The following is a 22,960-nucleotide window of genomic DNA, read 5'->3' on the forward strand; positions in this document are numbered from 1 at the left end:
TTGCGTCGCGTGGCGTAGGCTTAGCCAGTAGAGTTTTGCGTTGCGGCCGGATCGGAAGATCCGGCCGTTTTTGTTTGATGGGACCTCACAAACCGTAAAAGAATGGCTATTGTGGCAGAAGGTTGAGCTAGCCGAGACTTGAACGTTAAGCTTGCGGAGCGAGCATTTGTACCTGTCGCGAATTAGAATTGAAAATTTCCGGAACTTTTCCAAGCTCGATGTCGAGCTGCGGCGCAATGTCGTTGTCGTCGGAGAAAACCGCGTCGGCAAGACAAACCTCATCTACGCGTTGCGCCTCCTATTTGACCCTACGCTTCCAGACAGTGCGCGTCAGCTTGGCCTATCCGACTTTTGGGATGGCCTTGGAGGAGTTTACACAGGCCAAGTGATAACGATCTTGGTCGAGGTTGAGGACTTCGAGAGCGACCTGAAGGTCAACGCGCTTTTGACGGATTTTCGTCTAGATGATGAGCCGGAGACCGCGCGGCTAACGTACCAGTTTCGTCCTCGATCGGATCTAGAAGATGATCCGAAAACAGAAAGCGACTTCGAATACATCTGTTTCGGCGGTGAAGATGAGGCAAAGAATTTTGGCCATGATTTACGGCGACGTCTTTGCATGGACTTGCTACCAGCATTACGCGATGCCGAGGGTGACTTAGCTATTTGGCGACGTTCCCCGCTCCGCCCTCTTATTGAGAAAGCTTTCAGCGGAGTTGAAACGGGCGAATTGGCTAAGATTGGAAAATCAATCGAGACAGCTACAGCTGCAATTGGCGACCTCGACGAAGTCAAAGCACTCGCAAGCCAAATACAGTCGCTATCTCTGTCGATGACCGGCCCGAAGCAAAATGCCAAGCCCACGCTGGGATTCACTGCCACCGATGTAAGCAGACTTCACCGAAGCATACGGCTGCTAATAGACGATGGGCTCCGCACCATAAGCGAAGCAAGCCTTGGATCGGCCAACCTGCTTTTTCTAACCCTAAAGACCCTCGAACTACAAAGCCTGATCAATGAAGGGCGCCGCAACCACACATTTCTCGCCATTGAAGAACCAGAAGCTCACCTGCATCCTCACCTACAGAGATCGGTCTACCGGCACCTCTTTCAAAAGACCGACGACGACGACGAGATCAACCTATCAATTTTTCTGACGACGCATTCGCCACACATCGCAAGTATCTCTCCTTTGAGGTCAATTCTTTTATTGAGGGACTCAAGCAAAGGGACTGTCGGCATGTCGACTGCAGCTCTTGGCTTGAATGACACAGAGGAAGAGGATCTAACACGGTACCTTGATGTGACACGCGCCGAAATGCTTTTCGCGCGCGGCGTTATCCTAGTAGAGGGCCCTGCAGAGGAGTATCTCGTGCCAGCTTTCGCCAAGAAGCTGAAGATCTCATTGGACCATCTTGGCATCTCAGTTTGTTCCGTGTCGGGCACCAACTTTGAGCCGTACGCTAAGCTTCTGACCGGACTGCGCATACCATTCGCGGTCATCACGGATTGGGACCCAATCGAAGACGAAGAACAGAAGCGCCCTCTCGGCTACAATCGCGCCATGAAGCTCACGAAACTAATCCACGCTGCAAACGAAGGAACTGAAGCAGCAGAAAAATTGACTAAGTCAATCGCGGCTCTCGATGGGGCCTACAACAAGATGAGCGACGAATGGGACAAAATAGGTATCTTCACTGGAGGCAATACGCTTGAAGTCGACTTGTTCAAGGTAAAAGCAATCAAGCCGCTCATCATCGAGACATTGATTGAATCGGGATTAAGCAAGAAAAAGAAAGCGCTAGTCGACGAATGGGCGAAAGATTCAGACGGCCTCGATCAAGCTGAATATCTGACGATGATTGAGCGCATTGGTAAGGGACGATTTGCACAACGCTTAGCGAGCCGAGTTGGCGATGCTAATCCCCCCGGCTACATCTCAAGAGCAATTAAGTACGTCGCCCAACGTGTATGACCGAAGGCTCTATATAAAGGCCGCGAATGACCTTCGAGACAATGAGGGGCAATGGCACGCGTATGAATCCAAGGGACACTGCGTGTTACTGGCTGGGCCAGGTAGCGGGAAGACAAAGACCCTAACTCTAAAATTGGCTCGAATGCTGTCCGAGGACGTTTTTGAACCTCGTGGAGTCGCTTGCATCACTTATAACAACGAATGCGCGGGAGAATTAGAACGACGGCTATCCCAGCTCGGTATTGAGCCTAGCGGTCGCGTATTTATTGGAACGGTGCATTCATTCTCGCTAACTCAGATCGTTTTACCCTACGCCAAAAGCGCAAAGCTCGGCCTTCCAGACAACTTCAAAGTCGCGACTACTAAGCAGAGGGCTGCGGCTCTTGAACGCGCATATTACAAGGTCATCAACGGACGAGACAAACCATCCGATTGGGATCTGCCGATGGCGGTACACCGGCGTTCTGTGCTGGACCGAGAGTCGCCGGAGTGGGAAGCGAAGGCACAGACGGCCCGGCTCATCGAAGAATACGAAGCCCAGCTGCGCAAGGCCAACTTGATCGATTTCGACGACATGCCTCTACTTGCTGTGAAGGCATTGAAACACGAGTGGCTCCAACGAGCAATTCTTGCGAAGTATCCGATTTTAGCAGTCGACGAATACCAAGATTTAGGTTCAGCCCTACACCGAATGGTACTCGGGCTGTGCTTCAAAGTTGGCATCAGGCTATTCGCAGTTGGCGATGCCGACCAGTCCATATACGGTTTTACGGGCGCCAACCCAACCATGTTAAAGCAACTGTCGGAGCGGAAGGATGTCGAAACGTTTCAATTGCGGTTAAACTACCGGTGTGGATCATCCATCGTGACAGCGTCTGCTTACGCGCTTGGAGAAAGAGAGACTACGAAGCTCCGAAGACCGCGCCAAAAGGTACTATCTATTTTCACCCTTTTGCAGGTAGCCTTGTCGAACAGGCAGATAGTATCTTCTCAGAAATTATTCCAGCCGCACAAAAGCGCGATCCCGAACTTCAGCTTGGTGAGATTGCAATTCTATATTCGGCAGCGTTTATTGGCAACGCTGTGAATGATGCGGCGGCAAAGTACGGATTTGAAACGGTAAGAACCGACCAAAACGCACCCTATCCTCGCGGCAATCGCTTAATGCGTTGGCTGGAGTCTTGTGCAACTTGGTGCTGTCAAGGTTGGAAAACGGGTTCGCCAAGCTTCCAACGGCTCTCTCGAGAGGGCTCACGCTTATTTTCGGAAGCATTGAACGGCGAACATGCTCGTAGTGACTTTCTTACTAAACTGATAGCGACCCTTTGGAAGCAGAGAGATGAGAATGCGGCGCTGCATGATTGGCTAATGTTGCTACGATCAGAATTCATTGACCAACTCGTAAAGAGCAGCAGAACAATGGATGACGATTTCGATGGGCTACTTAAATTTGTGGAGAGGGTGTCCAGCGGCGGCGACCTTACCACGATGACTTTGGCTGAATTCTCTGGTGTCGGCTTAGGCACTGATCGAGTCAATCTTTCCACTTTGCACAGTGCAAAGGGCCGCGAGTTTGATCTCGTCATTCTTTTTGGTATGGACCAAGGACGCGTCCCCAGAAAGTCGGCCGGGCCTCAACAAATCCTCGAAGCTCGCCGATTGTTCTACGTCGGTTTTACAAGAGCAAAATCAGAGCTTCACCTAGTATATTCAAAGGGAAATCCTTCTCCTTTTGTCGTTGAGGTCGACAAACGGTTGAAAGAGGCAGACGGGACATAGTCGACATTGCGCCTGTTTGGCCGATTTCCTTCTCAGCGTCTTCCCATTTTCCGCTATACTCGCCCCGGTAGCATCCCCCCCGAGGCGCATCCCATGGACCACGCAGCCACAACCGCCCCCCACCCCTCCTCCAAAAACCTCGTCATCTGCTGTGACGGGACCGGCAACGAGATCTCGGAGAACATCTCCAACGTCCTGAAGCTCTATCGCTGCCTGCGCAAGACGGACAAGACGCACCCGCGGCAGATGGTGTTTTACGATCCCGGGGTCGGCACGGTGACGGAGCCGACGACGTGGCACCGCTTGAAAGCCAATATCAATCTGGTGCTGGGGCTCGCCACCGGCTATGGGCTGGATGCCAACGTGCTCTCGGCCTATTGCTTCCTGGTTCAGCATTACGCGCCCGGCGACCGCATCTATCTGTTCGGTTTTTCGCGCGGGGCTTACACGGTGCGCGTGCTGGCGGGGCTCATTCACAAGATCGGCCTGATCTCGCCGGAGCAGGCGAATCTCGCCGGCTCGGGCCTTATCGCCTACAAGCAATATTCCGGCACCGGGCGCGGCAACGACATCGAGGATGTCGAGAGCGTCGCGTTCGACGACCAGGGGCCGCTGCCGAAGAACGCATTCGATCTCGCCGCCCAGTTCGCGCGCATCACCTCGACGCGCTGGCCGACCATCCACTTCATCGGCGTGTGGGACAGTGTGGCGAGCGTGATCGTGCCCCGCGCCGACCGGCTGTTCTGGCCGAGCCTGGAGGAGCTCGCCTTCACGCTGCGCAACCCCAGCGTCAAGACCTTCCGGCAGGCGATCGCGATCGACGAGCGGCGCTGCATGTTCCGCCTGAAGCAATACCGGGAGCCGCAGGAGTTCTGGAGCAACCGCTACGTGCCTGACGAGAAGAAAGTGCCGCAGGACATTCTGCAGGTGTGGTTCGCCGGCGTGCACAGCGACGTCGGCGGCGGCTATCCGGAGGCGCAAAGCGGGGACTCGAAATATCCGCTGATCTGGATGATCGCGGAGGCGGAGAAGGCGGGGCTGAACTTCAACCCGGCGACCGTGAAGCAGCTCGCCTTCGGCATCCAGCGCAAGAACTCGCCGTTTCAATATGTCGAGCCCGCCTACACGGGGAAGACGGGCGTGCTGCACGATTCCATGACGGCGGGCTGGCGTCTGCTGGAATATCTGCCGAAGAGTGCGAAGTACCGGGAGTGGCCGGAGCGGAAGGTGTTTTTCGGCTTCTACATCCCCGATTGCGAGCCGCGCGTCATCCCCGAAGGCGCGCATGTGCATGAGAGCGTGTTGAAGCGGATGGCGGTGGAGCCGGATTACCGGCCGGTGAACATGCCGAAGCAGTATGTGACGGTGCCAATGCCGGTGGGGCCGCATGCCGGCGCCGAGGCTGAGGCGGAGGAGATCGTGACGGGGTGAGCGGGGGCTCGTCATTGCGAGGAGCTCTTGCGACGAAGCAATCCACACTGCCGCCGCGGATACATTTCTGGATTGCTTCGCTGCGCTCGCAATGACGGAGTGGAGGCAGGCTCGCGCAACACGCGCAGCTGTCGTCCCTGCGAAAGCAGGGACCCATAACCACAGGCGGCGGTTTGGCGAAGACTCGTTGTTCGGTACTGCTACCGCCCACAACCGAGAGATCACGCGGTATGGGTCCCTGCGCCCCGTGCGCAATTGCGCACTAGCCAGGGACGACAGCGGAGGCTGGATGCGACTTCCTTCCTCCTCCCCCACCCCGCTACCGCCGCTTTCTGCTTTCGCTGCTACTTTTCATTAAAATTCTCCGGCCCGCCTTAGCCGGATCGCATCATCTGCGTTCCATCATCGCCGCGAACCCGCCGCGAAACCTGCGGAATTGGAGGAGAGTGCCAATGTATCCGCGCAAATATGCCCGCGTGAAGCCCGCAGGACTGGTGTCGCGCCAGGCCAAGATCATCACCGACGCGCGCGCGCCGGTCATCAACTGCACGCTGATCGACTATTCGCCGGGCGGGGCCTGCGTCGATCTCGGCGGCCAGGTGAACATCCCCGACAGATTCGAGCTGCTGCACGTCAACACCAAGAAACGCTGCCGCATCGCCTGGAAGCGCGGCACGCGGGTGGGCGTGGTGTTTTAGGGGGCGGGCGCTGCTCGCTCAGCCTCCGTCGGAGCGGGGCAATCGCGTTTTAGATCAGCTTCCTCGCAGCGCATCCTTCGAGACGCCCGCCTTCGGCGGGCCCTCAGGATGAGGGCGGAGTACGCGGCAGCAATTTCAAAGCCCCCCAATGCCGCGAAGCCTCATCCTGAGGAGACCGCGAAGCGGTCGTCTCGAAGGACGAGGCGCTTGCTCCGTTGCGGGTAAGATTCTTACTTCCGCATCCTGGCCTTTGCGCCGGCGACGATCTGCATGACGACGCCGAGGATCCAGCCGACGAAGACGAGCCAGGTCCAGCCCGCGTGCGGATCGAGGCGGAGCACGATGACGAGGACGGAGACGAAGGCGGTGAGCGTGGCGCAGAGCGTGCCGGCGGAGCTCATGAATTCGGCGGCGTCGATCTGGCTGTGCGCGGCGTCGAACGGCATTTGCGGCGTGTCGATGCCGAGATAGAAGCCGATGAAGCCGAGCAGCATCATCAAGAGCAGAAAACCCTGCGTGGTGAGTTGCGGGATCGCCGATCCGACGTAAGCGCCGACGAACAGACCGCACGCGGCACCCGCCATCGCAAGGCCGACGCGCTCGAAGAGGTGAGCCGTTTTGCGAACACGAAAACGCATGGCGGGCCTCCGTTGCGGAGTTGACGGGACGGAGGTTAGGCCAGTTTTGCGGGAGGTGGAAGGTGAGGAGAGTTACGGATGCGTGAGGGGGTGAGGGGCGCAAAGGTCGCGCCACACGCGCGCACCCTCACCGCGCGCCGAACGTGGTCCTGCCGAACAGCGCCTTCTGCGCCTGTGGCTGCGAGCGCCAATATTGCGGGGGAGCCTCGACCTCGCCGCCGAGTTCGGCGGCGGCGTGCCAGGCCCAGCGCGGGTCGTAGAGCATGCCGCGGGCGAGCGCGACCATGTCGGCCTTGCCGCTTCTGACGATCTCTTCCGCCTGCTTGGCGTCCGTGATCAGGCCGACGGCGATGGTGGCAAGTCCCGTCTCGCGACGGATCGCGTCGGCGAACTGCACCTGATAGCCGGGGCCGAGCGGGATTTTCTGCAGCGGCGAGACGCCGCCGGAGGAGGCATCGATCCAGTCGACGCCGCGCGCCTTCAGCGCGCGCGCGAATTCGATCGTTTGCCTCAGATCCCAGCCGCCCTCGACCCAGTCGGTCGACGACACCCGCATGCCCACGGGCTTGTCGTGTGGGAAGACAGCGCGCACGGCGTCAAATACTTCGAGCGGAAAGCGCATGCGGTTCTCTAAGCTGCCGCCATATTCGTCGGTGCGCCTGTTGGAGATCGGCGACAGGAATTGATGCATGAGATAGCCGTGCGCGCCATGAACCTCGATGGCGTCGATGCCGAGCCGCGCGGCGCGCTTTGCGCTGTCGACGAAGGCCTCGCGGATGCGCTTGAGGCCCGCGGCATCCAGCGCCAGCGGGGCGGCCTCGCCCTCCTTGTGCGGCAGCGCCGACGGCGCCACGGTCTGCCAGCCGCCCTGCTCGATCGGAATCAGCTGGCCGCCGTCCCAGGGCCGCGCGCTCGACGCTTTCCGGCCGGCGTGCGCAAGCTGCATCGCGATGGCCGTGGAGGAATGCTTGCGCACCGAGGCGAGGATCGGCATCAAGGCGGCCTCGCAGGCATCGCTGTAGAGCCCGAGACAGCCCGGCGTGATGCGGCCGATCGCCTCGACATGGGTCGCCTCGATGCAGAACATCGCCGCGCCCGACAGGCTGAGATTGTTGATGTGGGTGAAGTGCCAGTCAGTGGCGACGCCGTCATCGGCCGAATACTGGCACATCGGCGACACCACGAGGCGGTTCGGTAGCGTCAGGCCGCGCAGCTTGATCGGGGAAAACAGGACGGACATGCGGGGAGGTTCCGGAGGGATGAGAGGTGATGGGAGTGTAGTGAGGGATGCGCGGATTGCTAGTTGCGTGCGGGGAATGGCCGGTAGTGGCGCCACGCATTGCGGTGTCGGCTTGGCGCGAGCCTGCCTCCGCATCGTCATTGCGAGCACAGCGAAGCAATCCAGAATCTTTCCGCGGAGGCAGTCTGGATTGCTTCGTCGCAAGGGCTCCTCGCAATGACGGGCAGAGAGCCGGCCCCTACTCCGCCAACGTGAACTGCAGCAGCAGGGTCCGCTGCAGCATCGAGAAATTGTCGTCCGAAATCAGCGTCAGCACGGTCTCGCCGTCGGCGGTGACGTGGGCGTCGATGCCTTCCATGTTGTCGATCTCGTGGCCGAGATCGGCGACGAACAGCGCGGGGCCGTCGACCAGCGCGCCGGGCGCGATTCCCTTCAGCGGGATCGAGCGGATGCGGATGTTGACGCCGGTGAACCAGGAGAATTTGCGCTCGAGGATCAGGAGCTCGCCGGAGGGCAGCAGCACGGCATCGCTGATGTCGTATTTCTCGATGCGGCGCACGCTGAACTGGCCGGGCGTGGGCCCGCCGATCAGGAAGGCTGTGAGGTTGCCGTCGGCATCCAGCCCGCGCTCGGAGAAGGCGATCAAAGTGCCCGCCAGCGGCATGTTCTGGTCTTTGCCCTTGTCCTTGGGCACGACAACCAGCGCCTCCAGCCCCTTGTTGGACGGCAGCTTGCGCACGCCCGGAGGCACCGGCATCACCTCGCCGCGCGCGCGCGTGCCGCCTTTGGAGAAATCGTAGCGCAGGATCTGGTTGACGCGCTCGAGCCCGACATAGACCAGGTTGCCGTCGCGCGCGACCGATTCCGAATCCCACCACAGCCGCTTTTCCGTGATCGGCCGCCCCTCCGCACCTAACAGCGGCGCGGCCTCGACGTCGTCGAGGCCGGCCATCTTGCCACTGGCGTAGCGGATGCGGCCGGTGAACCAGCCGCCCTGGTCGGAGACCGCGAGGAAGCGCTCGCCCCTGGCATCGAGCCGGATGCCGGACAAGCCGCCGAAGCCGCGAAAGGGCGAGGTCAGCACCAGACCGCTGCGATACTCCAGCGAGCCGAACCGCGTGCGCGTGCGGTCGCGCGGCTCGAAATTGGGAATGGCGCGCGCGTTGACCTCGATGCTGACGGGCTCGATGACGGCGCGCTCGTTCTGAAGCGCAACTTGAGCTGTTCTTGGCGGCGGCTCGGCCGCGGCTTGCGCCAGCGCGAAACGAGAGGCTGCGAGAGTGGAGAATCCCGCCGCAGCGCACCGAAGAAAGCTGCGGCGGGATGAATGCGTGCTCACGAATGCAATTTGCGTCGCGGGCGACCGGCCGCTTGCGTGGGTGCGGTGTTGGTCTCGCTGAAGAGCTCGGCGAGCTTCTCGGTGATGGCGCCGCCGAGCTCTTCGGCATCCACGATCGTCACCGCGCGGCGATAATAACGCGTCACGTCATGGCCGATGCCGATCGCGATCAGCTCGACCGGCGAGCGGGTCTCGATCTCCTCGATGATGTGGCGCAGATGCCGCTCGAGATAATTGCCCGGATTGACCGACAGCGTGGAATCGTCGACAGGCGCGCCGTCCGAGATCATCATCAGGATCTTGCGCTGCTCGGCCCTCCCCAGCAGGCGCTTGTGCGCCCAGTCCAGCGCCTCGCCGTCGATGTTCTCCTTGAGCAGACCCTCGCGCATCATCAGCCCGAGATTTTTCCGCGCACGGCGCCAGGGGGCGTCGGCGGATTTGTAGATGATGTGGCGGAGATCGTTGAGGCGGCCGGGATTGGCCGGCTTGCCGGCGGCAAGCCAGGCTTCGCGGGACTGGCCACCTTTCCAGGCGCGCGTGGTGAAGCCGAGGATTTCAACCTTGACGCCGCAACGCTCCAGCGTGCGGGCGAGGATGTCGGCGCAGGTCGCCGCGACCGTGATCGGGCGTCCGCGCATCGAGCCGGAATTGTCGAGCAGCAGCGTCACCACGGTGTCGCGGAAGGTCGCCTCCTTCTCGTGCATGAAGGACAGCGGGTGATAGGGATCGGTGACGACGCGCGACAGCCGCGCCGGGTCGAGAATTCCCTCTTCGAGATCGAACTCCCAGGCGCGGTTCTGCTGCGCCATCAGGCGGCGCTGCAGCCGGTTGGCGAGACGGGCGACGATGCCTTGCAGATGCGCCAGCTGCTTGTCGAGATAGGCGCGCAGGCGCTCCAGCTCGTCATGGTCGCAGAGGTCCTCGGCGGCAATGACCTCGTCGAATTTCGGCGCGAAGGCGTGATATTCCGGCCCGCGCGGCTCGTTCCTGCCGTGCGCGTTCGGACGCGTCGCCTCGCCCGGCGTCTCGTCGTCGCCGAGCTCGCCGTCGTCGAAAGTGTCGGAGGTCGAGGCCTGCGCGCTTTCCATCGCGCTCTCGCTCATCTCTTCCGAGCTCGCCTGCGCCTGGTCGGCGCTCATCTCCTGGGCGGCGTCTGAATCGGGCGAGCCTTCGGCGCCGGACTGGTCGTTGTCGCCGTCCTGGTTCTCGTCGTTGTCGTCATCGTCTTCGCTATCGGCGTTGCGTTCGTCGCCGAGCTCGAGCGCGGTGAGGAGGTCATGCACGGCATCGCCGAACCGGGTCTGGTCCTCGACCAGGCCATCGAGCCGGTCGAGCCGCTTGCCGATCTTGTCTTCGAGGATCGGACGCCAGAGATCGACCATCTTCTTCGCCGCGGTCGGCGGCGCCATGCCGGTGAGGCGCTCGCGCACCAGCATCGCCAGCGCATCCGCCAGCGGCGCGTCGGCGCGGTCGGTGATCTCGTCGAACTTGCCGCGATGGAAATGATCGTCGAGCATCGCGGTGAGGTTTTTGGCAACGCCCGCCATGCGGCGCGCGCCGATCGCCTCGACGCGAGCCTGCTCCACCGCCTCGAACACGCCGCGCGCCTGCGGATTGCCGGGCATCAGCTTGCGATGCAGCTTGGCATCGTGACAGGCGATCTTGAGCGCGATGGAATCGGCGTGGCCGCGCACGATCGCCGCATCGCGCTTGGTCATCTTGCGCGCCGGCTCAGGCAGCCGCGCCTTGCCGGGCGCAAGGCCGGGACGCTCGGCGGCGAAGGAGACGTCGAGCTCCGGCGTCTTGGCGATCGCCTTCAGGCAGGAAGCGACCGAGCGCTTGAACGGCTCGGTCGGTGCTTCCTTGGTATTGCGGAATTTGGAGTTGGAGGTGGTCATGTCACCTTGATCCGTCGTCCCGGCGAAGGCCGGGACGACACACCGGGAGGAATCAGCTGAGCGCCACGTTGACTGCCGATTCCGGCAGCTCCGCGTTGAAGCAGCGCTGGTAGAACTCGGCGACCAGGGGACGCTCGAGCTCGTCGCACTTGTTGAGGAAGGTGACCCGGAAGGCGAAGCCGATATCGCCGAAGATGTCGGCGTTCTCGGCCCAGGTGATCACCGTGCGCGGGCTCATCACCGTCGACAGATCGCCGTTGGCGAAGGCGTTACGGGTGAGATCGGCAAGGCGCACCATCTTGTTGACGATGTCGCGGCCTTCACCGGTGCGATAGTGCTTGGCCTTGGCCAGCACGATCTCCACTTCCTCGTCATGGCTGAGATAGTTCAGCGTGGTGACGATCGACCAGCGGTCCATCTGGCCCTGGTTGATCTGCTGGGTGCCGTGATAGAGGCCCGAGGTGTCGCCGAGGCCGACCGTATTCGCCGTGGCGAACAGCCGGAACGCCGGATGCGGCTTGATCACCTTGTTCTGGTCGAGCAGCGTCAGGCGTCCGGAGACCTCCAGCACGCGCTGGATCACGAACATCACGTCCGGGCGGCCGGCGTCGTATTCGTCGAACACCAGCGCGACGTTGTTCTGCAGCGCCCAGGGCAAGATGCCGTCGCGGAATTCGGTGACCTGCTTGCCGTCGCGGACCACGATGGAGTCCTTGCCGACGAGGTCGATACGGCTGATGTGGCTGTCGAGGTTGACGCGCACGCAGGGCCAGTTCAGGCGGGCCGCGACCTGCTCGATGTGGGTGGATTTGCCGGTGCCGTGATAGCCGGTCACCATCACGCGGCGGTTGCGGGCAAAGCCGGCGAGAATGGCGAGCGTGGTGGCGCGGTCGAAGCGGTAATCGGAATCGACTTCGGGCACGTGAGGATCGACTTCGGAATAGGCCGGGACTTCGAGATCGCTGTCGATCCCGAACACCTGGCGCACCGACACCTTCATGTCGGGCTGACCGGAAACTTCCTCAACTTTGGACAGAGCGGCGGTCGTCATCAATCCTCCGAGGTCCCGGGCGGTCCCGAAACCGGTTATTCGCACGTTGGCTGCGGCTGGGTGCTGAAAATCAACCTATCAGAGACAAGTGGCCGGCAGAAGCCCGGCCGCCAATCAAAGTTCCATTGTGTTTTCATTTAGATAGGCAAGGAACGCAGTTTTTGGAGGGCTGCCTTGCGAATCACGCTCGAATTTCGGTCGCGACCGGCGGCCCTGCCTACGCGAATGGCACTTTTACCGCCCATCCTTAACTAGGTAGGGTCCTCCGCAGGTCCATCGCCGATACGAAAGTCGACGTGACATCCTTCCTCGATCCCCTCATCGCCTTCGTCTCGGCCCATCCGTGGCTGGCCTATCTGACCCTGTTCCTGGCGGCGCTGCTGGAAGCGGTGCCGGTGGTGGGCTCGGTGATCCCCGGCTCGACCATCATCCTGGCACTCAGCGCCCTGGTTCCGGGCGGCGAGCTGGCGCTGCCATGGGTGCTGCTTGCCGCTGCCCTTGGCGCCGTGCTCGGCGACGGATCGGCCTATTGGATCGGGCACCGGCGGCAGCGCGAGATCCTCACCACCTGGCCGCTGACCAATTATCCGCGCGTGGTCGCGCAGAGCGAGAATTTCTTCCATCGCTTCGGCACCTGGGCCGTGTTCTTCGCCCGCTTCGTGCCCCCGATCCGCGCCTTCGTGCCGGTGACATCAGGCGCGCTCGGCATGGCGCCGGCAAAGTTCTATGTGGTGAACATCCCGGCGATTTTGCTGTGGGCGCCGGCCCATGTGTTGCCCGGCGTGCTGGCCGTGTCGGCATTGCATGAATATGCCGGGCTGCCTCACCATGGGCATGTCGGCAAGCACATCTGGATCCTCGCCGTGGTTGGTGTCGCGATCGTTGCGGGCGCGGCGGTGTGGATCTATCGCCGGCGGAACGGCGGCCGTGTCGCGGCGAAGCCGCGGGCCTAGCGACCTGAGCGAGCCGGGCTGGCGCCGCACAAGAGGCGGGCGGACCGAGCTCTCCGCTGCTCAAATTGCAGTCCACCGGGCATCCACGATGCGCAAAAACGGGTCAGCGAACTCCGTTGTCGATTAATTGCTTCACGACCCCTCGCCTTCGGATGACCCTCGTCCAATCACAGGCGGGCCGTTGCGGCCGCCGACACGATTTGGGGGTCGTTGCATGCGCTCGAAGACAGCTCTCCACATGGCCTTGCTCGCGATCTCCGCGTGTGCGGCTGTCCTCAATCCCGGCTCCGCGGCCAAAGCCGAAGATGTGCTGAAGGCACGGCTTGCGCAGAATCTCGCGCCGATTTCGGGCCTGGCGATTGTCGCCAAGGCGAACGGCCTGTTCGCCAAGCAGGGACTCGATATCTCCGTCTCGAATTTCACGAGCGGAAAGCAGTGCCTCGACACGGTGATGGGTGGCGGAGCGGATATCGCAACGACCGCGGAGGCTCCGGTCACGGCGGCCGCAATGGCCCAGCAACCGATCGCCTTCGTCGCCGGGATGGAATATTCCGATCTGAAGACGATGACGGCCGCCTCCGCCGCGATCAGAACGAAAGCCGATTTGCGCGGTAAGCGTATTGGCTTCACGGCCGGCACGGGCAGCGAGGTCTACACCGCTTCTCTGTTGAAAGCGGCGGGACTGACCGCCAAGGACGTTACGCTGGTCAATCTTCGCCCGCAGGAGATGCTTCCGGCCCTGGCGGCGGGGAGCATCGATGCGTTCGACACTTGGGAGCCGCATGTCGCGAATGCAAAGAAGGCTCTCGGCGAGGGTGCCGTCCTGCTCGACACCAAGGGAATCTATTCGGAGACCTTCAACATCGTCGTGACGCGGCCATATCTGGAGGCAAATCCGGCGGTCGTCAGCAAATTCCTGGCCGCCCTCATTGAAGCCGAGGGCTGGGTCAAGGCTCATCCGAATGAAGCGATCGACATTGTCGCCACGGCGTCGGGCATGAAGCGCGACGAGCTTGCGGCGATCTGGTCGGACTACATCTATCACGTGCGCCTCGACGACAAGCTGCTCGAGACGCTGAAGACGCACGCCGCCTGGCGCCTCGAGACCGGCAATCATCCGCCCGGCGCGGGGATGCCCGATTTCGCGAAGGTCATCGTGACGGCGCCGCTGAAAACGCTTGATGGCGCGCGCGTGACGCTGTCGGCCAATCCATGAGCGCCGGCGGACGCGCCCGTGCCAACGCGGCCCGGCGCCTGAGCGTGCTGGTCGGCGCGCTCTCCGTGCCGGCCTTTGTCGGCCTGTGGGAATTGGTTGCGCGATCACGCATCGTCAACGCGGTGCTGTTTCCGCCGCCTTCGACGGTCGCTGTCGCCGTGCTCGACTGGATCCACAGCGGACAGTTTTTCGGCGACCTTTCAGCGAGCCTCTTCCGCGTCACGGCTGGATTTGCGATTGGTGCCACCGCTGGGATCGTGCTCGGCGTCCTGACCGGCGAATTCCGGCTGGTCTCGAGCCTGCTCTCCCCCTTGTTCCATATTCTACGCCCGATCCCGCCAATCGCCTTCGTGCCGATCGTGATCCTCTGGTTTGGGCTGTCCGAGACTGGCAAACTGTTCCTGGTCGTCTGGGGCGTGTTCTTCACGGTGTGGCTCGCAACCCATATCGGCGTACATAAGGTCGATCGCGGCCTCATTCGTGCCGCGCTGATGCTCGGCACGCCGCGCCGACAGATGCTGTCGGAGATCGTCCTCTTGGGCGCGCTTCCCTACATCGTCGTCGGCCTGCGCACGGCGGTAAGTATCTCCTTTTACACCCTCGTCGCCGCCGAGCTGGCGGGCGCGTTTGCCGGCATCGTCTACCGGATCGAGATCGCGCAACAGAACATGCAGACCGGACAGGTCATGGGAGGGCTGGCGGCGCTCGGACTGCTCTCATTCGTGGCCGATCGCTCCTTCGCGGCGATTGCCGAACGGGCGGTATGGTGGCGATGATGCACAACCCGCTCCGTCCGACCTCACCGCTCCGGCTCGTGGATGCTCCGCCCGCACCTTCATCGGCAACACCTCAACCGATCATCCGCGTCGAAGATTTGAGCATCGTCTTCGATGCGCAACGCGGCCAAATCATTGCGGTGGACCGGGTGTCCCTGGACGTCATGTCGGGCGAATTCGTCTCGCTCGTGGGCCCGTCGGGCTGCGGCAAGTCTACGCTGTTGAATGCGATGGCAGGCCTCGAACGGCCGTTCGAAGGCCAGGTGATGGTGGCTGGCGGGCCGATGCTGGGACGCCGACCGGATGTCGGGATGGTCTTCCAGCAGCCGCATCTCTTCCCGTGGAAATCGGTGCGCCGTAACGTCGCTCACGGCCCACGCGCACTCGGCAAGTCCAAAACGGAAGCGCTGCGGATCGCCGACGATCTGATTGAAATGATCGGGCTGACGAGATTCGCGAGCGCCTATCCGCATACGCTTTCAGGCGGCATGCAGCAGCGCGTGGCGATTGCTCGCGCCCTCGCGAACCAGCCGCGTGTCCTGCTCATGGACGAGCCGTTCGGCGCTCTGGACGCGCAGACCCGCGCGGTGATGCAAGACAACCTTCTCGAACTTCGCGACCGGATCAATGCCACGATCGTTTTTGTCACGCACGATATCGACGAAGCCATTCTCCTGTCGGATCGGGTGCTGATCATGAGCGCCGGCCCCGGTCGTATCCTGCGGGATCTCTGCGTGAACCTCCCGCGCCCGCGCTCCAGCGCGATCCTGACCGATCCCGCCTATCTCGCCCTCAAGCGGGATTGCCTCGATCTGATCCGGACCGAAGGCCGCAAGGCGTTCGAGCAAATGGAAACAGCCACCTAGCCATAGTGTGGGCTGGCATGGCTCTTGAATAGTTCTGCTCCGGCTACCACGGAGCGGGCAGATGTCAGCGACAACTCTCAGGACCACGGCCGGGGTCATGCTGGCCGAGTCGGATACTCTGGTCAGTTCGTTGCCGGGTTTGCTCGATCCCTTATGCGAGGCGGACCGGCGTCGCGTCCTTGCCATTGGTCGTCAGGAGGTTCTGGAAACCGGCAAGCATGTCTGGCGCCAGGGCGACACCCAGAGTGGCATCTATCTGATCGAGTCGGGCCGGATCCGCAGCTATTATGCAGCACCCTCCGGTCGTGAGGTGACGCTCGCGTACTGGTTCGCCGGCAATTTCGTCGGCGGGCCGGACCTGTTCGGGGCCGGAGCGCATATGTGGTCCTCGGTTGCAATTGAGCGCAGCCGGCTGCTGTTCCTGCCCGGCCCTGCGCTGCGCGACCTTGCGCTCCAGTCGGCCACCATCGCGGTTGCGCTTCTGGATGCGCTGGCGTTCAAGGCAAGGTGCTACTCGGCCATGGCGCAGATGCTCGGCACGCGGTCAGTGACCGAGCGCTTGCAGCGTCTGCTCATCTTTCTCTCCAAGATCTACGGATCGCCGCATGGCCGCGAGATCGTGATCGGCATTCCGTTCACCCATGGCGATCTCGCCAACCTGATCGGAGCGACACGGCAGTGGGTGACGGTGCAGCTTTCGCGGCTGCAGGCAAGAGGCGTCATCCGCTACGACAGAGGACTGATCGTCATCCTGAATTTGCGCGCGCTCGATCTCGAACTGGTCTAGAGCGCGATGAGATCAGGCGAAGCTCCAGATTTGGCGGCAGGTGAGTAGACTTTCAGATCGAAGAGGGCGCCGCCGTCGTCCGGTTGCCATCTCGCGGCAAAGTCCAGCAGGGCATGGTCGTGCCATGGGGCTGCCAACAAGGTGATGCCCATGGGCATGCCCGTTGAGAGCGTGGCATTGGGAAGCGCCACCGCGCACAAGTCCAGAAGGTTGGCAAAATAGGAGTAGTAGCCGAGACGGCTGTTGAGCGTGACAGGGTCCTCCAGCATGTCAGCAATCGTGAAGGGACGCGGTGCGGTAGGTACTACGAGGACATCCATCTGCTTGAAGAGTAGCTGGACCTGCCGCCGCAGCTTCAGGAGACGGTGCTGCGCCGCGAATGCATCTGTCGCGGCGAAGTGCGACGCCGAATCCAGGACTTTGCGCGTGACCTCCAGCAATCCACCATGATCGATATCGATGAGGGTGCTGATCGCCGCATGGCGTTCAGCGATCCAGGGCCCCGAAAACAGCATTTCGCCCCCCTCGGCGAAAGGGGTGAAGTCGATCTCGATGGCGTGGCCGCCCAACCCCGCGAGCCTCTCGCATGCCTGTTCGTAGAGAGCGTCGCATTCGGGCATGCCGAATGAGTTCAGCTGAGGCGCGGAAATACGTCCGAAGCGGAATTTGTTGGGAAAAGCAGACACAAGGTCGGGCGCTTGACGGCTGTAGGGGTCTTCGTCGTCGAAGCCCTCGACGAGCCCCAGCAGCAGCTTGCCCTCGGCGGCGGAATTGCAGAAGATCGATGGGCAATCCAGCGTCGGGCAGTTCGGGAGGAGCCCGCGGGATGAGACAAACCCGACCGTCGGCTTGATTCCAACGATGCCATTGAAGCCAGCCGGTATCCGGCCCGAGCCGCCGGTGTCGGTTCCGAGTGAAAAGGCAATATGGCCGGAGGCGACGGCGACAGCCGAGCCCGAGCTCGACCCGCCCGAGACATAGCGATCGTCGGCGGCACTCGGACAAACGCCATACGGTGACCGGGCCCCGGAGAGTCCGGTGGCGAACTGATCCAGATTGGTCTTGCCGAGGCAGATTGCACCCGCTGCGGCCAGGCGCTCGACGCACCGGGCGGATCGCTCGGCAACATAGGCGAATGAGGGACAGGCCGCCGTCGTAGGCATGCCCGCCACGTCGATGTTGTCCTTCACCCCGAAAGGCACACCAAGGAGCGGCAGAACTTCGCCTTGCGCGCTGCGTCGTGCGAGAGCTTCGGCTTCCGCCAGCGCCTCCCGCATCGGCCTCACATAGATCCAGCAGTTGCGGTGTCGGTCGCGTTCGATACGCTCATAAGCGGTTGCGATGGCCGAAGCGATTTCGGCGGAGGTGCGAAGGGCGCGGCTTCGGCTGGGTAGGGCGGCTTGCGACACGAATGGCTCCGGAGGCGATCGAAGATGCCGCGAGCCTGCCCGGGGGGCGACGACACGGAAAGCAATTAAGCGCTTCGCCTGTTGCGGTGAACTGCATTGCCTGCGCGCACGCCTCGTCCTTCGAGATGACCGCTTCGCGGTCTTCTCAGGATGAGGCTAATCGGCGTCGGTGCCCGTTGAAACTGCTGCCACGCACTCCGTCCTCATCCTGAGGAGCGCTCTAAAGGAGCGCGTCTCGAAGGATGGTCGCGGCGAAAAGCTCTCATATGCGATAGCTCTTCCCGCAACCGAGGGACGTTAAGAAACGCCGGCCCGCCGCCCCGGCGCCGGCCCGACGTACCGGGCTCGTGGCCTGATCAGCTTGCCGAACTGCAATTGCTCGCTGGCGTGCGCGATCCAGCCGACGCTGCGGGCCATCGCGAACAGAGCGAGCTCGCTGCCGGCGGGCAGGCGCAGGGCGTGCACGAGCACGGCGAGCGCATAGTCGATGTTGACGAACTCGCCGGTTGCCTCCGCGATCCGCTCCGGCACCTCGCGGGTGAACTTTCGCGGTGCGCCGGCGCGCGACAGCGCATTGAGCAGCGATTGCGCGCGGGGATCGCCGCGCTTGTAGACGCCATGGCCGAAGCCGGCAAAACGCTCGCCAAGCGCGACGCGCTCGCGCACCATCGGCTCGACGTCGCGATCGACCAGCGTCTTGACGAGCTGCGAGGCCAGCACGCCGGCGCCGCCATGCTGCGGCCCTTTCAACGCGGCGAGACCGGCGATCACGGCATCATAGAGGTTGAGGCCGGTCGAGGCCGCGCAGCGCGCGGTGAAGGTCGAGGCGTTCAGCTCGTGATCGGCGAGCAGAACCAGCGCGCGGCGGATCAAATCGGGCGCGTGCTTGTTGTCCGCCGCCCAGGCCCTCGCGATGTCCTCATGCAGCGGCGCGGCCGAGGGCTCGGCATTGAGCATGGTCGCCACCAGCAGGCGGACGATGCGCGCGCCAACCATGGCGCGGCCGTCGGGCGCCCGGGTGAAGGCGCGGGGGTCGGCGCTTGCGGCCAGCGCCAGCACGGCAATGGCGCGGTCGATCGGCGCTGCCCGCCGCGCCGCTTGCCCGATCGCGCGCATCTCCTCGGATATCTCGGGTTGATTGTCCTGATCGAACGGATCGACCCCGGAGACGTCCCACAGCAACGTCGCCGCGTGCTCCAGCGTGCCGTTCTCGGAGAGATCGACGCAGTTGACGCCGCGATAGATTGCGCCCTCCTCGGTGATGGTCGAGATCTCGGTGTCCATGACAGGCAGATCGGCGTCGAAGCTGCGCAGGCCCCGCGGCTCCGGCGACGGCACGCGGCGCTCCTTGAGCGCGCGGACATCCTCGGCCCGATAGCGGTTCTTCCGCGAATCCGGCGTCGGCTCGGAGCGGATGAGGCCGCGGCTGACATAGGCGTAGAGGGTGGCTGGCGAGATCGCGAGCTCGGCCGCGGCCTCCTGGGCAGACAGATAGAGCGCCGAATTTTTCATATTGATTTATGTAATCAAGATTGATCAATGTGTCGAGAGGCCTGACCTTGTGTCCTCCGTGAACAGGAGATTGGGCCATGAACATCCACCTCACTAAAAGCCAGATCGGGCTGGACGGCGTTCCCGCGGCCGAAACCGTGCTGAGCCATGTCGATGGCGAGCGCGGCGAGCTCATCATTGCAGGCGAGCATGTCGGCCGGCTGGCGAGCCAGTCGAGCTTCGAGGGCGCCACCGCCCGGCTCTGGAACGGCGCCGGCAAGACTGGCCTCAGCGAAGCAAATGTGCGGGCAAGCCTGGGCGCGGCGCGCGAGCGCGCCTTCGCACGCCTGCCGGATCTGCTGCCGGCGACACGCGGCATGGGCATCGTCGAGGGGTTTCGCGCGGCGGTCGCGGGGCTTCGCGCGGAGAACGGGCTGGAGCATGAGGCGACCATCGTCGGTGCGTTTCCGGTGATCGCGGGCGCGCTGGTCCGCCGCGCCAAGGGGCTGGAGCCGGTCGCACCTGATGCCAATGCGAGCCATGCCGCCGACACGTTGCAGATGTTGCGTGGCGCCTCGCCCGAGCCGCGCGAGGTCGCGGCGCTCGATGCCTATTTCGTCACGGTCTGCGATCACGGCATGAATGCCTCGACCTTCACCACGCGCGTGGTGGCCTCGACGCAGGCCGATCTGTTCGCTGCCGTCACCGCCGGCTATTGCGCCCTGACCGGCCCTCTGCATGGCGGTGCGCCGGAGCCGGTGCTGGAGATGTTGGACGCGATCGGCGCGAGCGAGCGGATCCAGCCATGGGTGGACGCGGCACTGGCCCGCGGCGAGCGGTTGATGGGCTTCGGCCATCGCGTCTATCGCGTGCGCGATCCGCGCGCCGACGTGCTGAAGGCTGCGATCGAGCGGCTGTCGGCCGATGGCGCGGGCCTGCCCTTTGCCGGCGAGGTCGAAGCCTATATCCGCAGCGCGCTGCGCAAGAAGAATCCGGAGCGGCCGCTGGAGACCAATGTCGAGTTCTTCACGGCGATCCTGCTCGATGCGCTGGCGATCCCGCGCCAGGCGTTCACGCCGGTCTTCGCAATGGCGCGCGCTGCGGGATGGACCGCGCATGCGCGCGAGCAACAGCGCACGGGACGATTGATCCGCCCGAGTTCGTCCTATGTCGGGGCCATGCCGCAGGCCTCATGCGACTAAGGACTAAGAGAACGACGACAGCGGAGCTCCACTCCGCTGTCGTGCGGGCGAAGTCCTGAACTGTCTCTTTGGATTGATGACGATCCGTCATCCCTGATCTGCACCTTGGAACGTATTTGCGCGCAGCGAATTGCATGATCTGGCTCCCGCAAAGGAACGCGATGCTGGACTTGCTTGGACAATCTGACGAGGCCAGGATCGGGGAGATCGCCAGGCAGGCAGCGAGCAGGAGCGCTGCCGGTGCGGATTCCGAGAGGCGATTCCAGGACTTGCTCCAGGCGCTGCCGGCCGCGATCTACACGACCGACGCAGAAGGCCGCATCACCTTCTTCAATCAAGCCTGCATCGATTTTGCCGGACGCACGCCGAAGGTCGGCGAGATGTGGTGCGTGACATGGAAGCTCTATCTGCCCGACGGCACGCCGCTTCCGCACGATGAGTGCCCCATGGCCATCGCGCTGAAGCAGAACCGGCCGGTGCGCGATGTCGAGGCTGTGGCCGAACGGCCGGACGGCTCCCGGATCTGCTTCATGCCCTATCCGACGCCGCTTCGCGACGAACATGGTAGACTGTTTGGCGCCGTGAACATGCTGGTCGACATCACGGCCCGCAAGCAGGCCGAACAGCGAATGATGCTCCTCGCCTATGAGGTGGATCATCGTTCGAACAATCTGCTCGCGGTGACCCAGGCGATGCTGCGGCTGACGAAGGCCGAGACCGCCGCGGAATTCCAGGCCGCGTTTCAAGGCCGGCTCAGCGCGCTTGCCAACGTGCAGCGGCTGTTCTCGGCGTCGCGCTGGACCGGTGCCAGTCTGAAGACGATCGTCGAAGAGGAGCTGCGGCCCTACACAAGCGGAGACGGTGAACGCATCAGCATCGCTGGCGACGACATCCGTCTGCCGGCCACGCTCGCCCAATCGATCGCCGTCGCCGTGCACGAGCTGGCGACCAACGCTGCCAAATACGGCGCGCTGTCGACACAGTCGGGCAGGCTGAACATCCACTGGGAGACCACCGACGCGGAGCCTCTCGTGCTGCGCTGGTCGGAGCGCGGCGGTCCGCGGGTCAACGAGCCACCGACGCGCAAGGGCTTCGGCATCGGCGCGGTCGACGGCATCATCCGGACCTTGCGGGGACGCGTGACCCGGCAGTGGAGGCCGGAAGGGCTGGTTTGCGAACTGTCCTTCCCGGAGGCGTAGGCTTACGCTTCCCGCACCACCGTCTTCAGATAATTGTACGCCTTGATGATCTCGATCAGGCGGTCTTCGGTGGAGCGATCGCCGCCATTGGCGTCGGGATGGTGCTGTTTCACCAGGGCCTTGTACTTGCTCTTGACGTCCGCGAGTGTGGCACTGGGGCCGAGGCCCATGACCTGGAGCGCCTTGCGCTCGGCGTTCATCACCTTGCGCGTCTCGGCCTTGGGCTCGGCCTCCGGCCCCTTCCGCCAGCTGGCGCGGCCGTTGATCTCGCTGAACATGCTGAACGGATCGGATGCCATGTCGATCTCGGCTTCCGCGCCCTTCTTGCCGCCATTGGCGCCCATCTTCCAGGTCGGACGGTGGCCGGTCAGCGCATCCTTCTGGTAGCGCGCGACCGCATCGGCGTTCATGCCGGAGAAGAAATTGTAGTTCTGGTTGTACTCGCGCACATGGTCCAGGCAGAAATGCCAGTACTCGCGCTGGTTCTCGCGGCCCTTGGGCGCGCGATGCGCGCCCTTGTTCTGACACCCGGCCCACTCGCAAGCGACCGCGGTGTCGCGCGGCTTCACTTCCGGCTGCTTGCCCCGCGGCTTCACGCGGATGGAGTCGAAGAACTTTGATGAATCGATCGGCATGGCTGACTTTGACTACGCAATGCAAAAACCTTCAAGTCTTGACATTGCAATTCGCTGCAAACCCGGCAAATAACGGGCCGTGATCTCTACACCCGATTGGCACAACATGGCTATGCGCGACACTATCAGCAACAGGTTGCAGGAAGCTTTCACGCCGGAAAGCCTGCAAGTCGTCGACGAGTCACATTTGCATGAGGGCCACGCCGGCCATCGGCCGAGCGGCGAGACGCACTTCCGTGTGTATATCGTATCTGCCGCCTTCAAAGGGAAGAGCCGGGTCGACCGCCATCGCATGATAAATTCGGCGCTGGCCGCGGAACTCTCAGGCGGCGTGCACGCGCTGGCGATCCAGGCCAGGGCGCCGGGGGAAGGATGAT

General features: G+C 62.8%; 21 protein-coding genes. 13 read left to right on the plus strand and 8 right to left on the minus strand.

What is annotated here, in order from left to right; all coding sequences use genetic code 11:
* Positions 1 to 166 precede the first annotated feature (166 nt).
* The 5 genes from IVA79_RS03330 (at position 167) to IVA79_RS03350 (ending at position 5,883) form a co-directional block, all read left to right on the plus strand.
* The gene (locus IVA79_RS03330) at positions 167 to 1,975 is read left to right on the plus strand and encodes an AAA family ATPase (RefSeq protein ID WP_247550344.1); all 1,809 of its coding nucleotides are present in this window, start codon (positions 167 to 169) and stop codon (positions 1,973 to 1,975) included.
* Positions 1,917 to 3,062 (plus strand): ATP-dependent helicase, encoded by a 1,146-nt coding sequence (locus IVA79_RS03335; protein ID WP_247550564.1) that lies wholly within the window; start codon positions 1,917 to 1,919, stop codon positions 3,060 to 3,062. Before IVA79_RS03330 ends, IVA79_RS03335 begins: the two co-directional genes overlap by 59 nt.
* A 332-nt stretch (positions 3,063 to 3,394) precedes the next feature.
* On the plus strand, positions 3,395 to 3,754 hold the full coding sequence (locus tag IVA79_RS03340) for a 3'-5' exonuclease (protein ID WP_247550345.1): 360 nt from the start codon (positions 3,395 to 3,397) through the stop codon (positions 3,752 to 3,754).
* Positions 3,755 to 3,847: 93 nt separating this feature from the next.
* A complete protein-coding gene (locus IVA79_RS03345; protein WP_247550346.1) occupies positions 3,848 to 5,185 on the plus strand; it encodes a DUF2235 domain-containing protein in 1,338 nt (445 codons plus the stop codon).
* 452 nt (positions 5,186 to 5,637) lie between these two features.
* Complete coding sequence (locus IVA79_RS03350) at positions 5,638 to 5,883, plus strand: PilZ domain-containing protein (RefSeq protein ID WP_247550347.1); 246 nt, start codon at positions 5,638 to 5,640, stop codon at positions 5,881 to 5,883.
* 230 nt (positions 5,884 to 6,113) lie between these two features.
* On the opposite strand, the gene IVA79_RS03355 is transcribed toward IVA79_RS03350, so the two are convergent.
* The 5 genes from IVA79_RS03355 to cobS form a co-directional block, all read right to left on the minus strand.
* Positions 6,114 to 6,521, minus strand: coding sequence for a hypothetical protein (locus IVA79_RS03355; RefSeq protein ID WP_247550348.1), 408 nt, complete (start codon positions 6,519 to 6,521; stop codon positions 6,114 to 6,116).
* Positions 6,522 to 6,648: 127 nt separating this feature from the next.
* A complete protein-coding gene (locus tag IVA79_RS03360; protein ID WP_247550349.1) occupies positions 6,649 to 7,761 on the minus strand; it encodes an NADH:flavin oxidoreductase/NADH oxidase in 1,113 nt (370 codons plus the stop codon).
* A 238-nt stretch (positions 7,762 to 7,999) separates the two neighbouring features.
* On the minus strand, positions 8,000 to 9,100 hold the full coding sequence (locus tag IVA79_RS03365; RefSeq protein ID WP_247550350.1) for an esterase-like activity of phytase family protein: 1,101 nt from the start codon (positions 9,098 to 9,100) through the stop codon (positions 8,000 to 8,002).
* On the minus strand, positions 9,097 to 10,998 hold the full coding sequence (gene cobT / locus IVA79_RS03370; RefSeq protein ID WP_247550351.1) for a cobaltochelatase subunit CobT: 1,902 nt from the start codon (positions 10,996 to 10,998) through the stop codon (positions 9,097 to 9,099). Before cobT ends, IVA79_RS03365 begins: the two co-directional genes overlap by 4 nt.
* Before the next feature lie 52 nt (positions 10,999 to 11,050).
* Complete coding sequence (gene cobS, locus IVA79_RS03375; RefSeq protein ID WP_247550352.1) at positions 11,051 to 12,049, minus strand: cobaltochelatase subunit CobS; 999 nt, start codon at positions 12,047 to 12,049, stop codon at positions 11,051 to 11,053.
* 296 nt (positions 12,050 to 12,345) lie between these two features.
* Between cobS and IVA79_RS03380 the strand changes: the two genes are divergently transcribed.
* From IVA79_RS03380 to IVA79_RS03400, 5 genes are all read left to right on the plus strand, one after another.
* A complete protein-coding gene (locus IVA79_RS03380; protein WP_247550353.1) occupies positions 12,346 to 13,002 on the plus strand; it encodes a DedA family protein in 657 nt (218 codons plus the stop codon).
* 214 nt (positions 13,003 to 13,216) lie between these two features.
* A complete protein-coding gene (locus tag IVA79_RS03385) occupies positions 13,217 to 14,218 on the plus strand; it encodes an NrtA/SsuA/CpmA family ABC transporter substrate-binding protein (RefSeq protein ID WP_247550354.1) in 1,002 nt (333 codons plus the stop codon).
* Complete coding sequence (locus tag IVA79_RS03390) at positions 14,215 to 14,994, plus strand: ABC transporter permease (protein ID WP_247550355.1); 780 nt, start codon at positions 14,215 to 14,217, stop codon at positions 14,992 to 14,994. Before IVA79_RS03385 ends, IVA79_RS03390 begins: the two co-directional genes overlap by 4 nt.
* Positions 14,982 to 15,860, plus strand: a complete 879-nt coding sequence (locus IVA79_RS03395) for an ABC transporter ATP-binding protein (protein ID WP_247550356.1) — start codon at positions 14,982 to 14,984, stop codon at positions 15,858 to 15,860. The genes IVA79_RS03390 and IVA79_RS03395 overlap by 13 nt, the downstream gene beginning before the upstream one ends.
* Before the next feature lie 61 nt (positions 15,861 to 15,921).
* Entirely contained in the window at positions 15,922 to 16,647 is a 726-nt protein-coding gene (locus tag IVA79_RS03400; protein ID WP_247550357.1) for a Crp/Fnr family transcriptional regulator, read from the plus strand.
* On the opposite strand, the gene atzF is transcribed toward IVA79_RS03400, so the two are convergent.
* Both atzF and IVA79_RS03410 read right to left on the minus strand, forming a co-directional pair.
* A complete protein-coding gene (atzF, locus tag IVA79_RS03405; RefSeq protein WP_247550358.1) occupies positions 16,644 to 18,056 on the minus strand; it encodes an allophanate hydrolase in 1,413 nt (470 codons plus the stop codon). The genes IVA79_RS03400 and atzF overlap by 4 nt on opposite strands.
* A 297-nt stretch (positions 18,057 to 18,353) precedes the next feature.
* On the minus strand, positions 18,354 to 19,568 hold the full coding sequence (locus tag IVA79_RS03410) for a citrate synthase family protein (RefSeq protein WP_247550359.1): 1,215 nt from the start codon (positions 19,566 to 19,568) through the stop codon (positions 18,354 to 18,356).
* Positions 19,569 to 19,645: 77 nt separating this feature from the next.
* Here IVA79_RS03410 and IVA79_RS03415 point away from each other — a divergent pair, with 77 nt between their 5' ends.
* The gene (locus tag IVA79_RS03415; RefSeq protein ID WP_247550360.1) at positions 19,646 to 20,749 is read left to right on the plus strand and encodes a citrate synthase/methylcitrate synthase; all 1,104 of its coding nucleotides are present in this window, start codon (positions 19,646 to 19,648) and stop codon (positions 20,747 to 20,749) included.
* A 161-nt stretch (positions 20,750 to 20,910) separates the two neighbouring features.
* Positions 20,911 to 21,948 (plus strand): sensor histidine kinase, encoded by a 1,038-nt coding sequence (locus tag IVA79_RS03420; protein ID WP_247550361.1) that lies wholly within the window; start codon positions 20,911 to 20,913, stop codon positions 21,946 to 21,948.
* Positions 21,949 to 21,950: 2 nt separating this feature from the next.
* Here IVA79_RS03420 and IVA79_RS03425 read toward each other — a convergent pair whose 3' ends face one another.
* A complete protein-coding gene (locus IVA79_RS03425) occupies positions 21,951 to 22,583 on the minus strand; it encodes a DnaJ domain-containing protein (RefSeq protein ID WP_247550362.1) in 633 nt (210 codons plus the stop codon).
* A gap of 106 nt (positions 22,584 to 22,689) precedes the next feature.
* On the opposite strand from IVA79_RS03425, the gene IVA79_RS03430 reads away from it, so the two are divergent.
* Positions 22,690 to 22,959 carry a BolA family protein gene (locus IVA79_RS03430; RefSeq protein WP_247550363.1) on the plus strand — a complete coding sequence of 90 codons (270 nt, stop codon included), beginning with the start codon at positions 22,690 to 22,692 and terminating at the stop codon, positions 22,957 to 22,959.
* Position 22,960: the final 1 nt, after the last annotated feature.

This window comes from Bradyrhizobium sp. 138 (assembly GCF_023074075.1).
Lineage (GTDB): Bacteria > Pseudomonadota > Alphaproteobacteria > Rhizobiales > Xanthobacteraceae > Bradyrhizobium.

Coding starts and splice junctions, on each gene's coding strand:
- IVA79_RS03395 (WP_247550356.1), top strand. CDS start 14,982: ATGGTGGCGATGATGCACAACCCGCTCCGTCCGACCTCACCGCTCCGG.
- IVA79_RS03390 (WP_247550355.1), top strand. CDS start 14,215: ATGAGCGCCGGCGGACGCGCCCGTGCCAACGCGGCCCGGCGCCTGAGC.
- IVA79_RS03340 (WP_247550345.1), top strand. CDS start 3,395: ATGGATGACGATTTCGATGGGCTACTTAAATTTGTGGAGAGGGTGTCC.
- IVA79_RS03425 (WP_247550362.1), bottom strand. CDS start 22,583: ATGCCGATCGATTCATCAAAGTTCTTCGACTCCATCCGCGTGAAGCCG.
- cobS (WP_247550352.1), bottom strand. CDS start 12,049: ATGACGACCGCCGCTCTGTCCAAAGTTGAGGAAGTTTCCGGTCAGCCC.
- IVA79_RS03345 (WP_247550346.1), top strand. CDS start 3,848: ATGGACCACGCAGCCACAACCGCCCCCCACCCCTCCTCCAAAAACCTC.
- IVA79_RS03350 (WP_247550347.1), top strand. CDS start 5,638: ATGTATCCGCGCAAATATGCCCGCGTGAAGCCCGCAGGACTGGTGTCG.
- IVA79_RS03430 (WP_247550363.1), top strand. CDS start 22,690: ATGGCTATGCGCGACACTATCAGCAACAGGTTGCAGGAAGCTTTCACG.
- IVA79_RS03355 (WP_247550348.1), bottom strand. CDS start 6,521: ATGCGTTTTCGTGTTCGCAAAACGGCTCACCTCTTCGAGCGCGTCGGC.
- IVA79_RS03415 (WP_247550360.1), top strand. CDS start 19,646: ATGAACATCCACCTCACTAAAAGCCAGATCGGGCTGGACGGCGTTCCC.
- IVA79_RS03420 (WP_247550361.1), top strand. CDS start 20,911: ATGCTGGACTTGCTTGGACAATCTGACGAGGCCAGGATCGGGGAGATC.
- IVA79_RS03385 (WP_247550354.1), top strand. CDS start 13,217: ATGCGCTCGAAGACAGCTCTCCACATGGCCTTGCTCGCGATCTCCGCG.
- cobT (WP_247550351.1), bottom strand. CDS start 10,998: ATGACCACCTCCAACTCCAAATTCCGCAATACCAAGGAAGCACCGACC.
- IVA79_RS03360 (WP_247550349.1), bottom strand. CDS start 7,761: ATGTCCGTCCTGTTTTCCCCGATCAAGCTGCGCGGCCTGACGCTACCG.
- IVA79_RS03400 (WP_247550357.1), top strand. CDS start 15,922: ATGTCAGCGACAACTCTCAGGACCACGGCCGGGGTCATGCTGGCCGAG.
- IVA79_RS03410 (WP_247550359.1), bottom strand. CDS start 19,568: ATGAAAAATTCGGCGCTCTATCTGTCTGCCCAGGAGGCCGCGGCCGAG.
- IVA79_RS03335 (WP_247550564.1), top strand. CDS start 1,917: ATGCTAATCCCCCCGGCTACATCTCAAGAGCAATTAAGTACGTCGCCC.